This window comes from Halorubrum pallidum (assembly GCF_055380345.1).
In genome coordinates, this window is the sequence record NZ_AP043945.1 from 1,610,302 (window position 1) to 1,626,092 (window position 15,791).

Consider the following 15,791-nt stretch of genomic DNA (forward strand, 5'->3'; position numbering starts at 1 on the left):
AGTTGATGAGCTGCATGGTTTCAAATTCGGTGTCGCTTGATCGTTGCTCAGAGGTCGCTATTCAACAGAGCAGTCAGAACAAATTCGCCTTCAAATCGTATTTATCAGTGGGGTTTAAGATGTATCATTGGTGAGTTCTCTCGAACTTCTATTTGAAGTCACGTGTCATCTCTGAGGGCGCGGTAGATCTCTTCGTCAATGGGGAAGTGTTTGTCCACTATCTCTGTTATCTCTTGAAGTGCGTTTTGGCAGTCTGTAACAATTTGCACCAAAGACTCCCCCTCTTGTTGTTCCTGAACCGCTTCAGGGACATCAACATCCATGTTTTCTAATTGTTTCCCGGGATATGAGTCGCTACTCTTCAGAAACTGTAAAGCAGTACCTGGACTGTGAACATATGCCCCTCTCCGATTCTTCACATTATGTAATGCATCAAAAGATTTTGTAGATGGATCTAACCTCTCTAACACTTTTATCCAATCTAGCGGAGACATGGCGTGTGATAGTGATTTCCTTGCTTCTTTGTCCCAATCATTGGGAGACCCATCTGGAAAGTCACCTCGCATTTCGTCTTGCACATAGCCGACTAGTTCGTGATCCATTTCCCATGCCCATCGAAGAAATTGGAAACATACTCCCTCAAAATACGTAAGAGTGAGCGCGTGTGATTCGACTAATTTGAATCCGATTTGACTGGTGGTGGTAGTTGTTGAGGGCTCATTGTGCTGTTCGGCAATGGCGTTCTGAATCTCGTCGTTGATTGCGGATGCTCTGTCGTGGAGATAATCTAAATACGACATGTGTGCCGCATTTCTGATGTCTACATGATCAATTGAAGTTGTGCCATGCCGGTGGACAACTTTTTTTCCCGGCGCATCCTCTGCCCATCCAACAGGATCGGGTGTCACAACAGATTGTTCTTCGTCTCCGGCACCAGTTGGTTCATCGTCGCTCATCTTGTCTCGCCAGTAATTGCTCACTCTTGTTTGATCAGTGTTTCCCCCTACCTGGCAAAAGAGCAGACGGTATGAGCTCAAGATTTAAGTTGTACCCCACAGCATAAGCTGCTAGGAGCGCCAATCCTCGGTCTAATGCCAGCCTAGAACTGGTCAAATAGGAACATATCGCTCCTTGGCGCAACGCTGGACAAATGATGTCCATATTAGACACAGAGACGGGTGAACCGTCTTCCAGCTTAGCGAAAGGTGTAGCCAAGGAAAAAGAGCTCGCGCGAGATCTTCGTATAAAAAACCCCTCTGCCACAGTTACTCGAACGCCTCAGACTGGAGATGGTGGGAAGGATCTCATCGTAGAGTCAGGAGAACGCCGGTTATATTACGAGGTGAAAAACTGGGAGAGGTCGATGAGCGTTCACGACCTAAATCGGTATATTACTCTCCATGAAAACTCAGACGCGGATGTGAGAGTCTTCAATAAGGGGGGATTCTCTGATGCCGCCCATCAGCTTGCGTCGGAAGCAGGAGTCGAACTCACTACAGGGTCGGACTACACTTCACCGAGTGGCGGGGACGTTACTCAATGGTGTTTCAGCCGAGTTCGGTCGGTTGCCTCGAAAAGTGTCCGGAAAGCAGCTTCGAGCATTTCCCGAGCAGCTATCCGTGTCGGAAGAACAAGTAAGCGGTTCGTCTATCGAGGAGCACGATACGTTGGTCCAGTAATATATACCACTGCTAAGAAAATCAAAAAAAGGCTAAGCTTTCGACAAGTCGCTATCTTGGGTGTCATATTTGGCCCTATCTGGCTGTACCACAAGTGGCGGAAGGACGAGTACAGCCACGGCGACTTTGCAAAATTAGTCGGTGGAATTTTGCTTTGCCTGATTCTAGATAGTATATTTAAACGCTGAGAGGGCTTCAACGGAGTCAAGCTGTCGTTAACGCTGACTCTATTATCTTTCATCGCATCCGTGTTCTCGGCGTTGTGACTGCTATCGGCTCCCGATAGAATGTATGGGTGGTGATGGTTAGAATTGATGTGACGGCCCTTAGGCGGGAATGAACAGAACGAATTTTCTGTGCTGAATTGAACCTCTGTATTCAGCACGGCTCTAAGAACATATCACTGGTTGAGGATTTCAACAGAGCCAGTTATTCCCAATCTGGCCGGTGCTGCTGATGAAACTCCTCAACGGAATCACAGTCGTGTTCATCGAGTCGTGTTATGTACCCGCCGAATCGGTACCGCCGCCAGCACTTTTGTCCATCAATATACACTGGGTTGCCCCACGTTTCGCTGGCTGGCCGCGTTCGCTCTTCTGATCCGTGTTTCGTGACCGCTTTCTCATCGCACTCGTCGCATACCATATTCGCGTAGTTACCCGCAAATTCGGGGTCATAGCCCTCAAATTCCTGTTCACAAATAGCACAGACTTCCTGTCGTTCCCCCGGTGGGAATTTCACCATATGAACACTACAACAACGAACTCACAAAACAGTCATTAGTTCTATTCTACTCCAGAATTACTGTAGGAAAAACCGCTGGAGTCGATGGGGATTGACTCAATGTACCGCTATTTGTAATAACCAACTACTGCCGGTCCCAACACGTTTGACAGACCACGGGCCCATCTATGCTTGGGGGGAGATTCCGTGGGGTGAGGCCCTCTTGGGCAGAGACAGTTTCTGTACAGTTATTACAGGTCACGGTCGGTTCGATAGCAACTGACTCAGGAACCCACCATGGCGGGTCGTCAGCGTTGACGGTTTCGGAGTCAAGTATCCACGAGGGGATTTCACCATCGTTGCTGGTGAGTTTCTGGCCGATCTCTTCCACGCCCTCAGATTTAACGTACAACCGGCCGAAGGCATAGCCCCAGAAATCAACTCGGTACTGCTCGTCACTCTCATCAATTACGGCGATTCCATCGACGCCATCTCTGATGATGCCCGGCTCCGTTTGATTATATCGCAGCTGTACACCCGCAGGGTCTCGATCTAATTCACGTTCATCAATCTCAACCCGTTCAATAATGTATTCATCTGAAACGAGCATACGTGGGCGTTAAACTAGCGAGCCTGTCATAGAAGTATTGGTCGACTCTAAATCGAACAGGATGACATCCAACGATCCAACTATTATGTTCGATGTGCGTGAGTCAATTTACCTAATACGGCGTTCTTGGCCGACTATAAGCGATTTTACGAAAACGATCGGTCCGTGACTTGTCTGTACTGACCGGAATCGAGATAGAATGTATCTTATTCTAAGGGTTTCAACAAAGCTGCTCTATTTGGCTTGATGGACTATCGTTCAAACTTTGCCAAATTAGTAAACTCCAGCCACAAGCAGAGGTCGTAGGTTTTACTAGTAGATCTAAGACTTAGTGGTAGTAGTTGCCGATGACGACCTCGACCTCGGGCACGAGCGCCCCCATGATCGAGTGCGGGCACGAGCCGTGGCTCGCGGCGAGTCGAACGAGTTTGTCCGCGTCGACGTGACCCACCTCCGTCACGTCGAAGGGCACCGCCTCGGCGGGGTCGCCGTCTTCGGGGAGGTCGTCGAGGAATCCGGCGTAGAAGGGACAGAACTCGGTCCCCTCGTACTCCTCCGTGTCGGGGCGGTACGGGGTCGGCTCGCCGTCGACGCTGAGGTAGTCGCCGGCGTCCGAACCGCCGGTCGACGAACCGCCTGACGAGCCCGAATCCATGAGCCCGACCTGCTGACTCCGCGCCTCGCGCACGAGGTTCGAGGTCGTCGTGGCCCCGCCGTCGCCGACGAGGTTGCGGGTGCGTTCGCGGAGTCCCTCACAGCGCTCGTAGACGGTCTCGCGGTCGATTCCGGCGCGGTTCTGTCGCGCGTACGGGCAGACGTCCGCCTTCCCGACGAGCGTGAGCCCGGAGACCGGATCGTAACCGTCGGGGAGATTCTCGTTCACCGCCTCCAGATCCGTCTCGAACTGGCGAAGTTGCTGTTTGACGCTGGTGAGGACGAGCACGCGCTCGAACGCGGAGTCCGGATCGCGGACGCGGTCGAGGCCGGCCGTGAGCGCGAGCATCGTCTTGCCGGTCCCGCACGCGCCCTCCAAGGCGAGGAAGCCGCCGTCGGAGGCGGCGTCGATAGCGGCGTCGATGCCGTCGGCCTGCTCAGGATAGGGCTCGGGGTGGCCGAAGATGTCGGCCCACGGCGGCGAGTCGGTCACGGAGACGGGTTACGCGGCATCGGATTTAAACGCTTCATCGGCGGTCGCGGCCCGAGCGTTGCGGTCGCTCGTGGTCGCCGTCCACGGCCGAGAGATCGGTCCGCGCGGCTTCCGAAAGCCTCACCCGACGATGTCGTGGAGGTCCGAGAGTTCCTCGATCTCCCAAGTCGGCCAGACGTTCAGGTCCCAGTCGCGGCGGTGCGGCCGACGGATGAACGCCGAGTCGATCCCGGCGTTCTCGGCGGCCCGAACGTCGGACTCGTTGTCCCCGACGAACAGCGCGTCGTCCGCGTCGAGGTCCCCGAGCGCCTGTTCGATGTAGTGGGGGTTCGGCTTGCGGAGCTGCAGCGAGTGGATCGTCGGCTCGCGGCCGTACGCGGCACCGAACCGCTCGAACCCCTCGAAGTGGTCGACGAGGAAGTCGACGGTCGCCTGTTGGTTGGAGGAGACGATCCCCATCTCCACATCGAGATCGGAAAGCTCGTCGAGGTCGTCGTACGGAGTCTTCCGACCCGCGCGCGCCTCGTGCTGTTGGGCCTTCGAGACCACGTCGTCGCGAGTCCGCCAGAACGACCCCGGATCGAGATCGTACGTCTGACAGACGGTCCCCACGCTTCCGGGGGTCGCGCCGATAGTCATCCGCTCTACGTCATCCGAATCGGGCTCCTCGACGCCGCACTCGACGAACGCATCCCGGGTCGCGTCCCGGAGCACGTCGAATCGCGTGCGGCCCACGAGGACACCGTCGTTGTCGAACACGACGGTATCGTACGTCATACATCACGTCGACGGCCGAGAGGGATAAGCGTTTCAGTCGGATTATCGGCGACGAGACACGCGGGCGACCGGTTTTACACCCCTCGTGGCGTGGGTAGCGTATGCGCGTGAGCGTCATCGGCGGGAGTTCGATCGGGGCGGAGACCGCGGCGGTCGCCGAAGCACTCGGCGAGCGGCTCGCAGATCGGGGACACGTGGTGGTCTGTGGCGGCCTCGGCGGTGTCATGGAGGCGGTCTGCCGCGGCGCTCGCGAGGCCGGCGGGGAGACGATCGGGATCCTCCCGACCGCCAGACGCGCGGACGCGAACGACCACGTCACCACGCCGATCGCGACGGGGATGGGCCACGCGCGCAACGCGTTGGTCGTGTTGAACGGCGACGCGGCGATCGCGGTCGACGGCGGGCCGGGGACCCTCTCCGAGATCGGACTCGCACTCGCGCACGGACGGCCGGTTGCGGGGCTCGACACGCACGCGGTCGAGGGAGTCGCGGCCGTCGACTCGCCGGCCGCGGCGGTCGACTACGCTGAGAGAGCGGCGGAGACGAACTGAACCCTCGTGATCGCTCGTCGGTCCGATCAGGTGTCGGTTTCCGTCACTCGTCGCGTTCGGTCACTCGTCGCTCTCGACGCCCGTTATCTCGAATCGGGCGCCTCCCCTCGCGCCCTCGGAGACGGCGATCTCCCAGCCGTGGGCGCTTGCCACCTCCTTGACGATGTTGAGACCGAATCCCGTGCCGCTCTCTTCGGTCGTGTATCCGACCTTGAACACGCGCTTGCGATCCTCGGGCGGAATTCCCGGACCGTCGTCTTCGACGAAAAAGCCCGACGGCAGGACGGTCTCTGCCCGGGTCGTCGTGTACATAGGCGAGATGTCGCCGACGTAGACCGTCACGTCGTCGCCGCCGTGATCGACCGCGTTGCGGAACAGGTTCTCTAACAGCTGTTTCAGTCGGCTCGGATCCGCTAAGATCCGGCGGTCGGAGTCGACCACGAGCGTCGCGTCGGCGGTCTCGACGTTCGCCCAGCAGTCGTCGGCGAGGGTCGACAGGTCGACCGGTTCGAGTTCCCGCGGCTTCTCGCCCTGTTTCGCGAGGGTCAGCAAGTCAGCGATCAGTTCGAGCGTTCGATCGACCGCGGCCGTCGCGTGGTCGAGGTGGTCGGAGTCGCAGTCGCTCTGTGCCAGTTCGAGCCGCCCCTGTGCGACGTTGAGGGGATTTCTGAGGTCGTGTGACACCCCGCGGACGAACGCGTCGAGTCGCTGTCGCTGTCGTTCGGCCTCGGCGACGGCGCGGGCGGACTCGACGGCGTTCGATATCCGATGAACGAGCACGGGAGTCCGGTCCGAGTCGCCGCACGCCCGCACGACATCGGTCGCGCCCGCCTCGAACGCCTCGGCGACGGCGTCCGGTTCGAGCGGCTCGGCGGGGGCGAACACGATCGGAAGGGTCGGGTGACGGTCGCGGATCGTCTCGACGATCGACACGCCGGCCGCTTCTCCGGGACCGCCGGCGACGACCAGACAGTCGATCGTCGACTCCCGAAGCACCTCACGTGCCGCGTCGACTTCGGCAACCGATTCGACGACGAACCGCCCGTCCGCACGCTCCAGCGACGTCTCTATCTCCGCCGCCCGTTCGGACGGCCTCGCGATCAGGGCGACGGCGATCGAGTTACTGGGCGATGACATCGGAGGGCTCGTGTACCCATCGCTCAGTCCGTGCCGTATAACTATTGCGTGAAACGGAGCGATTCGACGGTGTCGGGGTGACACACGCACCGAATCGGTCCGACAGAGCCCCGACGCCGAGGTGTCCGCTCCGGCGGCGCGGCCCCGAACGCTTCGCCGTCGCGCTGAGGGTACCGGGAACCCTCTCCGTCAGCGCCACGCGGGGTCGTCGTCTGCATCGTCGGCATCCGTGTCGCCGGCGGTCGAGTCGGCGTCCGCATCGTCGGCGTCTCGCTCGGCCGCGGCGATATTCTGGAACCGGTCGTCGGGCTCGTCTCGACCGTCGCTCTCGACGGCGTGGTCGTGGGGGGTTCGGTTCCCTCCGGATCCGCCGCCCGGCGATCCGTCGATCCCGGACGCGACCCGGTCGCCGGCGTCGCGGTCGTCGAGGAGGTAGGCGACGAGGTAGCCGAATCCCATCGCGTTGATCGCGCCGGTCACGAGTCCGCCGAGGATCGGGACGAGTCCCAAGAGCGCCCACGCGAGCGCGCCGACGACGAGCGCCGCGCCCAACCCATCGTCGATGTCGAACGCGGCGCCGATCCACCGCCCGAGCGCGACGACGCCCACGGTGGTCGTCGCGACGCCGACGATCGCGAGCGCGATCAGACCGGGAACGACGACGATGAGTCCGATGATCGTGATGGCAAGCAGGATCGCTGCGGCCGCGATCGCGAGGTACGCCCCGAATCCGTAGACGAACGCCATGACTGGCTCGCCGCGGACGTACTCCGATCCCTCGTCGGTGAAGTCCGGCGCGACGGCGATCACGATCGCGCCGAGGATGCCGACGACGGCGAGTTCGATCACGAAAGAGATCCCGGCGGCGACGGCGAACTCGAGCGGCTCGGTCGGGTTCGTTGGTCCCGGGGCGATCCCATCTATCGGCGTCGAAAGCGGTGTGGAGGGCATCGTCCGCACTGTGGCGGACGGGTTTGAAGAACCTTGTCACCACGAGCGACGACTACCGGGTTCCGCAGACGGCGGCGACTACCAGGTGTCGTGGAACGTGTCGAACTCGATCGAATCGAGCGGCTTCTCGCCGATCGCGGCCTCGTACTCGCCGGGCGTCAGCATGGGCTTGTGGAAGCGCGGGCCGTCGTCGGTCGTGATCCGCGGACAGCCGGTGTTGACGAACGCGTCCATGTCGAAGTTGCGCAGGCGGTCCGGCGTCACCTCATCCATGGTGATGAGGTAGGCGTTGTCGTTGTTCTCGACGATCTCTTGGGCCGTTTCCCAGCGGCCCTGTCCGATCTTCGTACAGAAGATGACGCCCCACTTCTCGGCGTCCATCGCCTTGTGGACCGAGGCGTAGCGCTGCTTGAGGAACTGATCGTGTTCGGCGACCTTCACGACGTTGTTGACCGGATCGGCGATGATCACGCGCTTGTCGGGGTGCTCCATGGCGAGCCCGACGGGATGGAACTTCCCGCCGCCGACGTACAACACCTGCTCCGCGTCGATGTCGGCGGAGGCGTAGTTGCAGCCGAGCACCTGTCCCTCCTTCGTGAGCCGGTCGTCGCCGCGGCGGGTGTGGACCTCGTAGCCGCGCTCCTCCAGCCAGTCGGTCATCTCCTCGAAGCGATTCATGTGCTGGGCGGTCGTGACGAGCCCCACGTCGGCGTCCTCCTCCGGGGGTGTCAACTCCTCCGCGAGCGCGTCCTCCATGATCGGGAACGGGTCGACGTTCGAGAAGAGGGGGACGTAGACGATGCTGTCGGACTCCTTCATCGGCGTGTGCCCGAAGTGGACGAACACGTCGGTCCGGCGCATCAGGTACGTGTCGAGGTCGCAGGCGCCGTAACACGGCTGACCCGACAGCATGAACGTCACGTCGTCGGGCGCGACCTCGCGGAGGTCGTCGGCCACCTTCGGGCCGCGTCGCTTGAGTCCCTCGGGGAACTGGAGTCCGACCTTGGAGGCGTTCCGCTCCTCTATCGCCTCCAATATTCGGTCGAGTTCGTAGTCCCACTCGCGGTCGTGTTTCAGGGCCATCCCCGTTTTCGTGAGGTCGCCCTCCGTGGAGCCGCTCATGTCGAGCGAATTGTGCGGCTGGACGGTTAAACCGCGCGTTCGACGCCGTGAAAGACGGTCGATGATGACAGAACCGAACCCCCGGGCCCGCGGTCGACGCGCCGGTCCGTCGTCGGCTCCGCGATCGAGCCGAGCCGCTGCCGGGGACGACAGACCGAAACCCCGAGCCCACGAACGTGGGTGTATGTCCGACACTCACGCCGACGTTCCGCTCGAACACGTCCACGTCGCACCCGACGCAGACCCCGCCAACGCCCCGGCCGTCTTCGTGCTCCACGGCCGCGGAGCCGACGAGGAGGACCTGTTGCCGGTCGCGAGACACCTCCCGGACGACCTCCACGTCGTGAGCCTGCGGGCACCGGACCCGCTGCAGGGCGGGTACACGTGGTACGAACTCGACCTCTCTGCGGGCGGCCTCGAATCGAGCCAGCCGGACGTCGACGACTTCCGGCGGAGCCTCGATCTCGTCGTCGAGAGCGTCGACGCCGCGGTCGACGCCTACGACATCGACGCCGACCGCGTCGGGCTGCTCGGCTTCAGCCAAGGCGCGATCACGAGCCTCTCGCTGCTCTTGGAGGACCCGGACCGCTACGCGTGGGTCGTCGCGCTTCACGGCTATCTCGCCGACTCGCACGCCGACCTCGACCCGGCGGGGATCGAGGGCAAGCCGGTGTTCGTCGGTGCCGGCGCGGGCGACCGCGTGATCTCGGAGTCGCGCTCGTCGGCCGCGGCCGACCGGTTCGAGGCGATCGGTGCCGACGTGACGCGCGGCAGCTATCCCGGCGGCCACGGGATCGGACAGCAGGAACTCGCCGACGTGGTCGCGTTCGTCGAGTCGCGCGTCAGCGGGCGGTAAGGTTCGGTCGCCGCGCTGTACGCGTCGCCGCGCTGTACCCGCCACCGCGCTCGACGCACCCGCGATCTCGCTTCGGAGGCGCAAACGATCGTTTACGCCTCGCTGACACCTTTATGCGGGGCGGACGAACGGGAGGTATGCACGAGCGAACGCCCTCCAGACGCCGAGTGCTGGCCGGCGGAGTCGCGGCGGTGATCGGCGCCACCGCCGGCTGTCTCGGGGGACCGCTGGGAGGTGACGACACGGGCGACGCCGACCGCGTTCTGCGGCTGACCCTCGACGCGGTGGGAGAGACGCTTCGCGATCGGTTCGTCGACGACCCGACCGAGACCGAACCGACGTGGGACACCGCTGCGTTCGCGGCCGTGCGAGACGGAGAGCACTACACCACCCAGTACCGGAAGCCGTTCTTCTCGACGACCGACGATCCCCGGTACGCCGTCCACGACGGGACGTACTACCGCCTCGGATCCGTCGTGGTCGACGAGGCGGAGACGACCCGCCCGGTGCTCCGGCTGTACGACGCCGACGGCGACGCGGCCGAGTCGGAGCCCTCAGACACCGCGGGCGCCGTCGAGGCGGACGCCCTTCCGCCGGGCGACCGGCGCGCCGTCGAGATCGCGCACTTCGCCGCGCGGGCCCGCGGCAACGGGGGCGGCGTACCGATCGGACTGGTCGAGCGCGGCGGCTACGTCTACCGCCGCCCGGACGCGATCGACGCGAGTTCCGTGCTGGCCGACGACGGACCGGACCGCGTGGCCGTCCGAGACACCGTCTACCGGATCGAGGTCGCCCGCGAGCGGTTCTACGAGCCGGTGTACCGCGCCACGGGAACGGTGATCGCGGAGTCACCGGAGCGAATGGAGGCGATCCTCCGAGCGCGCGAGGTCGGCGCGCGGATCGCCGAGGGCGACCTCTCGCCCGACGCTCGGGAAGTGATCGAGTCGGCGAGCCACGGCGGGTACGAGGAGTCACACCCGTACTCGGAGGCGTACGCGGCCGTGTTGCGCGCGCTCCACGAGCGTCCGTACCTCGACGGCAACATCGAGTCGGACGGCGCGGGAACGGAGTCGGGCGCGGGAACGGTTCGGCACGCGGGGCGGTACTACGACTACCGGTTACGGTTCGAGCCGGCCGGCTGAATCGCTCGGCGACCGCGACGCGCTCTCAGAACCGAGTCCGGCCGCCGCCGGCCTCCTCGTGGCCGAGGGCCTTCTTCAGGAAACTCATCCAGCGCTTGCGGTCGGCCGTCTCCTGTCGTTTCGCTTCCGTCTCCGGATCGGGGGCGTCGAGTCCCTCGAGCGCGTCCAGCGCGCGGTCGATGCCGATTATCGAGGCCGCGAGCGCCTCGCCCTCGTCGTAGCTCACCTCGTTCTCTTCGATCGGCTCCAGCCGTTCGAGCCGCTCGCGTCGGAGGTTCCGCTTCGCCCGCTCGACGCGGTCGCGCTCGCCCTGCGGCACCGAGTCGCGCCGCTTGATCTCGAAGACGAACGATCGCAGTTCGATCGGTTCGCCCTGAACCTCGATCTCCTCGGGGATCTCCGCGCCCACCGTCGCGGCCTCGCGGTTGACGCGTTCGAGGAGCCCCTTGCGCTCGTACTCCTTCACGGCGAGGCCGTAGGGTTCGCGCGCACTTCGCTTCTTCGCACCGACTGTGAGCGGTGTGGCGACCGCCGTGATCGCCGTGACGAGGGGACGGCTCGACAGCCGCGCGGACGACGACGTTAACCCGACCGCGTCACAATCCGTCTCCATGGAATCGCTCGAAGCCGAACTCGCGCGGGCCCGCGGTCTCGACCCCGACGAGCTGGCCGACGCGATCGAGGATATCGGCTTCGAGTGCACGCGCTGTGGCGGCTGCTGTACGGGATACGCCCCCGACGAGCCGGGCGGCGCACCGGCCGGCGAGGGCGTCGGCGAGCGTCAGGGGGATGGAAGCGACCGCGACGCGGGAGAATCCGGCGACAGTAGGGGCGACCGCGGCGACAGTAGAGGCGACCGCGGCGGCGACCGCGAGCCCCACACGGCCACCGTCTTCCCGGACGAGATCCGCGCGCTCGCGGACGCCGCCGAGGACGCGTTCGACGAGGCGTACGACTGGCGCGACGTGGCCCGGCCGATGCCGTTCGGACTCTCCGAGGGCGACGACGGCGAACCGACCGGCGAGACGTTCGAGTGGGCGCTCGCGACGGACGACTGCGGCGACTGCACCTTCTACGAGGAGACCGACGGACAGGGAGCGTGTGCCGTCCACGACTCGCGACCGCTGATCTGTCAGACCTACCCGTTCAGCGTCGGCGGCGACGGGCGCGGTGACGACGGGGAGGAGGATGGCCTCGGAACCACCGAACCGATGGGCGGCGTCGTCAAACGGGAGGGGATGGTTCGGGCGCACGAATGTGAGGGCCTCGGGAGGGACATCTCGCGGGAGGACGCCGAGGAGCTGGCGGCCGCCCTCAAAGAGCGAGCGGTACGGGAGCTGGAGGAAGCGATCGGGGTCCGCGACAGCTACGAGCCGACCGACGCGGCGGGAGTCGTCGTCCACGACTCCGAAGGACAGAAGCGTCCCGACGGAACGCGGGTGAACTGAGGGGCCATCTGGCCTCCCAGCGGTGGCGGGAGTCGGCGGGTACGTATCGAAACCGGTCGTGAAAAGCGGCCGCTACTTTCAGTCCCAGTCCGGGCCGAAGTCGGGGTCGACGCGGCGGTCGCGGGCCTCGATCGCGTCGATCGCCGCGACGTCCTCGTCCGCGAGGTCGACGTCGAGGCTCGCGAAGTTGTCGCGGATGTGGTCCACGCTCGTCGCCTTCGGGATGGCGGTCACGCCCTTCTCGCGGAGCCACGCGAGACTGACCTGCGCCGCGCTGACGTCGTGTCTCTCGGCGATGTCGGTCACCGTCGGGTTGTCGAAGACCGCGCCGCGGGCCAGCGGCGAGTACGCGACGAGTTCGACGTCGCCGCCGTCGGCGTACTCGCGGAGCTCCTCCTGTCGGAGGAGCGGGTGCATCTCGACCTGGTTCGCGAACGGCTCCTCGCCGAGCACGTCGGTCGCCGCGTCGAGGTGCTCGGGCTCGAAGTTCGAGACGCCGATCCGGTCGATGAGGCCGTCGTCGCGCAGCTCGGCGAACGCGGGCAGCGTCTCCTCGGGGTCGTACGCGCCGGCCGGCCAGTGGACGTACAGCAGGTCGACGCTGTCGACGGCGAGCTTCTGGAGGCTCTCGCGGGTCGAGGCGGCGACGTCCTCGGGCGCGAGCTGGTCGATCCATACCTTCGTGGCGAGGAAGACGTCCTCGCGGTCGACGTCGGCGGTCGCGATCCCCTTGCCGACGGCCGCCTCATTGCCGTACGCCTGTGCGGTGTCGACGTGGCGGTATCCCGTCTCCAGCGCGGTCGCCACCGACTCGGTACACTGTGCGGGGTCCTCGTTCTGCCACGTCCCGATGCCGAGGACCGGCATCCCGTTCCGGAGCGGTGCCGCGGGCTGTTGCTGTTGGTCTGTCATCGGACGTGTGTACTCGCGTGAGCCGAAAATCGCTTGCGGTACGGGCGGGTGCGACCGGGACTCGCTTGAGACCCCGCCGACGGCGCGGAGCCCTCGCGCCTCCTTCACTCCTCGTCGGACAGCAGCGCCCGCGAGGAGTTCGTCACGACGAGCAGGCTGGACAGCCCCATCGCGACCGCGGCGAAGAGCGGGTTGAGCAGCCCGAGCGCCGCGAGCGGGATCGCGACCGCGTTGTACAGGAACGCCCAGCCGATGTTGCCCTTCACCCGCCGACCGGCCGCGCGCGCGAGTTCGAAGACGGTCGCCACGGAGCCGAGGTCGTCGTCGACGATCGCCACGTCGGCGGCGTCGACCGCCATCGCGGTGCCGCCGCCGAGCGCGATCCCGAGGTCGGCCGCCGCGAGCGCCGGCGCGTCGTTGGTCCCGTCGCCCACCATGACGGTGAGCCCGCCCGCCTTCAGCCGCGTGACAGTCTCGGCTTTCCCCTCCGGCGGGACACCCGCGAACACCGTCGAGACCGCGTCGTGCTCGCGGAACACGGTCGCCGCGCGCTCGTCGTCGCCCGTGAGCACGACCACGTCGACGCCGGCGTCGTCGAGCGCGGTCACCGTCTCCTCCCACCCCTCGCGCAGTTCGTCTCCGACGACGACGGTCCCCTCCGCCGCGCCGTCGCGGCCGACGGCGACCGGGACGCGCCCCACGTCGCGGGCGTCGGCGACCGCCTCGCGGATCCGGTCGGACACCGCCCACCCCCGCTCGTCGAAGAGGTCGGGGTGGCCGACGACGACCGGCGTCCCGTCGACGACGCCCGAGACGCCGCGGGCGTGGCTCTCGAAGTCGACGACCTCGGGCGAAGGCGACCCGTCGATGGGCGTCGTCTCTCCGGACCGGCCGTCGCCCGTCTCCTCTCCGGTCGTCTCCTCGTCGGCGGTCGTTCCCCCGTCCGCGACCGCGGGGGTCGAGCCGCCCTCGTCGGACCCCGAGGTCCCCGCGCCGTCGCCCGCGTCGCCCGCCGAGCGCGCCGCGGCGATCGCCTGTCCGACCGGGTGCGACGACCGATCCTCGAGCGCGGCCGCGAGCCGGAGGAGGTCGTCGTCGAGGTCTCGCTCGGTCACGCGCATCTCCCCGGTCGTCAGCGTCCCCGTCTTGTCGAAGACGACGGTGTCGGCGTCGCGGACGCGCTCGAAGACGGTGTCGTCGAAGATCACGATGTTCCGCTCCAGGGCGTCGCGAACTCCCGCCGCCACCGCGAGCGGTGTCGCGAGCCCGAGCGCGCACGGACACGAGACGATGAGCACCGTGAGCCCGACGAGCATCGCCCGCGTCACGCCGTTGCCGAGCGCGAGGTTGACCGCGGCGGCGACGACGGCGATCGTCAGGACCGCGGGGACGAAGATCGTCGCGAGCCGGTCCGCGAGCTTCTGGACGCCGTGGTTCCCGCTCTGGAGATCCCAGACTAACTCGGAGACGCGGTCGAGACTGGAGGTCGCGTCCGCGCCGACGGCGACCGTCAACGAGCCGTCGGCGACGACCGAGCCGCCGACGACGGCGTCGCCAGCCGTCTTCCTGACCGGCATCGACTCGCCGGTGACCACCGACTCGTCGACCGCGGCGTCGCCCGCGGCGACGTCGCCGTCGACCGGAATCCGCTCGCCGGCGCGCACGAGCACGCGGTCGCCGGGGTCGAGGGCGTCGATGGCGACCTCCTCCGTCGCGCCGTCGTCGCCGTCGGTCCCGCCCCGCGCGACCCGCCGCGCCGAATCGACCTGCACGGCGGTGAGATCCGAGAGCAGCTCCGTCGCGCGAGACTTGATCGCGTCCTCGTAGCGGTTCCCGACCGTGACGATAACGATGATCGCCACGGTCACGTCGTAGTAGACGGAGGGCGATTCGACGAATATCACCGCCAGCGTGCTGTAGACGTACGCGCTGACCGCCGCGAGCGCGACGAGGAGATCCATGTTCGGCGAGCGCGTCTTCGCGCTGACGTACGCGCCCCTGAGTATCGGCTTGCCCGTCACGAACAGCACGATCGTCGTCAGCACGGCGATGACGATGAAGAAGTACGTTCCCGACGTCGAGGACATCGCCGCGTCGAGGTACGCGAGCGTGCGCTCGTCGTAGAAGGGGAACGCGAAGTAGGTGGGATAGATGATGACGACGTACTGGAGCATGATCGCCATGCCGACGAGCACTCCGACCGCGAGCCGCGCCGTCGCCATGTTGTCCGCCCGGCGGCGCTCGAAGGCGTCGTCGCGGGGGTACGCACCGTAGCCGAGCCCGCTCACCGCCTCGGAGAGGTCGTCGGTGGAGACCGCGTCCGGGTCGTGGTCGATCCGCACCGTGTCCGTGACGTAGCTCGCGCTCGCGGCGCTCACGCCCTCGGTGTTCGTCGCGACCGTCTCGATGAACGCCTCGCAGGTCGCACAGTGCATCCCGTCGACCTCCAAGAACGTCGCCTCGTGATCGGCGGGGACCGCGGCGTCACGGTCGCTCGTGTCGCCGGGCGCGGTGCCGCTCTCCTCGGCGTTCTCGGACCGCCGTGAGCGCACGTCCTCGGCGTCCGCGTCGACGTCGCCGAGCGCCGCGTACACGTCTCGACAGCCGGCACAACAGAACCGGTTCCCGTCCTCGTCGGCGACGTCGACGCCGTCGGTCGGGAGATCACAGAGGGCACAACCGGCTTCGTCTGAGGCGTCGCTCCCGTCGATCTCGTTCGGGGGCGTCGCGCTCATC

14 protein-coding genes and 1 pseudogene are annotated in these 15,791 nt (G+C 65.1%); 5 read left to right on the forward strand and 10 right to left on the reverse strand.

What is annotated here, in order from left to right; all coding sequences use genetic code 11:
- Positions 1-158: 158 nt before the first annotated feature.
- Entirely contained in the window at positions 159-956 is a 798-nt protein-coding gene (locus ACZ45C_RS09855) for a hypothetical protein (protein WP_460562084.1), read from the reverse strand.
- 197 nt (positions 957-1,153) lie between these two features.
- On the opposite strand from ACZ45C_RS09855, the gene ACZ45C_RS09860 reads away from it, so the two are divergent.
- Positions 1,154-1,867: a restriction endonuclease gene (locus ACZ45C_RS09860; protein ID WP_460562086.1), complete on the forward strand. Its 714-nt coding sequence runs from the start codon at positions 1,154-1,156 to the stop codon at positions 1,865-1,867.
- 680 nt (positions 1,868-2,547) lie between these two features.
- Here ACZ45C_RS09860 and ACZ45C_RS09865 read toward each other — a convergent pair.
- From ACZ45C_RS09865 to ACZ45C_RS09875, 3 genes and pseudogenes are all read right to left on the reverse strand, one after another.
- A complete protein-coding gene (locus ACZ45C_RS09865; RefSeq protein ID WP_460562088.1) occupies positions 2,548-3,012 on the reverse strand; it encodes a hypothetical protein in 465 nt (154 codons plus the stop codon).
- A 331-nt stretch (positions 3,013-3,343) separates the two neighbouring features.
- A pseudogene (locus ACZ45C_RS09870) lies at positions 3,344-4,159 on the reverse strand (P-loop NTPase family protein); the annotation flags it as partial.
- Between the two features lie 120 nt (positions 4,160-4,279).
- A complete protein-coding gene (locus ACZ45C_RS09875; RefSeq protein ID WP_460562090.1) occupies positions 4,280-4,936 on the reverse strand; it encodes an HAD family hydrolase in 657 nt (218 codons plus the stop codon).
- 101 nt (positions 4,937-5,037) lie between these two features.
- On the opposite strand from ACZ45C_RS09875, the gene ACZ45C_RS09880 reads away from it, so the two are divergent.
- Positions 5,038-5,487, forward strand: coding sequence for a TIGR00725 family protein (locus ACZ45C_RS09880; protein WP_460562092.1), 450 nt, complete (start codon positions 5,038-5,040; stop codon positions 5,485-5,487).
- Between the two features lie 60 nt (positions 5,488-5,547).
- On the opposite strand, the gene ACZ45C_RS09885 is transcribed toward ACZ45C_RS09880, so the two are convergent.
- The 3 genes from ACZ45C_RS09885 to dph2 form a co-directional block, all read right to left on the reverse strand.
- On the reverse strand, positions 5,548-6,624 hold the full coding sequence (locus tag ACZ45C_RS09885; protein WP_460562094.1) for an ATP-binding protein: 1,077 nt from the start codon (positions 6,622-6,624) through the stop codon (positions 5,548-5,550).
- 189 nt (positions 6,625-6,813) lie between these two features.
- The gene (locus ACZ45C_RS09890; protein WP_460562096.1) at positions 6,814-7,575 is read right to left on the reverse strand and encodes a DUF8173 domain-containing protein; all 762 of its coding nucleotides are present in this window, start codon (positions 7,573-7,575) and stop codon (positions 6,814-6,816) included.
- 78 nt (positions 7,576-7,653) lie between these two features.
- Positions 7,654-8,697, reverse strand: a complete 1,044-nt coding sequence (gene dph2 / locus ACZ45C_RS09895) for a diphthamide biosynthesis enzyme Dph2 (RefSeq protein ID WP_460562098.1) — start codon at positions 8,695-8,697, stop codon at positions 7,654-7,656.
- 184 nt (positions 8,698-8,881) lie between these two features.
- Here dph2 and ACZ45C_RS09900 point away from each other — a divergent pair, with 184 nt between their 5' ends.
- Positions 8,882-9,553, forward strand: a complete 672-nt coding sequence (locus tag ACZ45C_RS09900) for an alpha/beta hydrolase (protein ID WP_460562100.1) — start codon at positions 8,882-8,884, stop codon at positions 9,551-9,553.
- A 137-nt stretch (positions 9,554-9,690) separates the two neighbouring features.
- A complete protein-coding gene (locus ACZ45C_RS09905) occupies positions 9,691-10,695 on the forward strand; it encodes a hypothetical protein (protein WP_460562102.1) in 1,005 nt (334 codons plus the stop codon).
- Positions 10,696-10,720: 25 nt separating this feature from the next.
- On the opposite strand, the gene ACZ45C_RS09910 is transcribed toward ACZ45C_RS09905, so the two are convergent.
- The gene (locus ACZ45C_RS09910) at positions 10,721-11,161 is read right to left on the reverse strand and encodes a DUF5788 family protein (protein WP_460562113.1); all 441 of its coding nucleotides are present in this window, start codon (positions 11,159-11,161) and stop codon (positions 10,721-10,723) included.
- 145 nt (positions 11,162-11,306) lie between these two features.
- Here ACZ45C_RS09910 and ACZ45C_RS09915 point away from each other — a divergent pair, with 145 nt between their 5' ends.
- Positions 11,307-12,143 carry a YkgJ family cysteine cluster protein gene (locus ACZ45C_RS09915; protein WP_460562104.1) on the forward strand — a complete coding sequence of 279 codons (837 nt, stop codon included), beginning with the start codon at positions 11,307-11,309 and terminating at the stop codon, positions 12,141-12,143.
- Between the two features lie 78 nt (positions 12,144-12,221).
- Here ACZ45C_RS09915 and ACZ45C_RS09920 read toward each other — a convergent pair whose 3' ends face one another.
- Positions 12,222-13,010, reverse strand: a complete 789-nt coding sequence (locus ACZ45C_RS09920; protein WP_460562115.1) for an aldo/keto reductase — start codon at positions 13,008-13,010, stop codon at positions 12,222-12,224.
- 149 nt (positions 13,011-13,159) lie between these two features.
- Entirely contained in the window at positions 13,160-15,790 is a 2,631-nt protein-coding gene (locus tag ACZ45C_RS09925) for a heavy metal translocating P-type ATPase (RefSeq protein ID WP_460562106.1), read from the reverse strand.
- Between the last annotated feature and the right edge of the window lies 1 nt (position 15,791).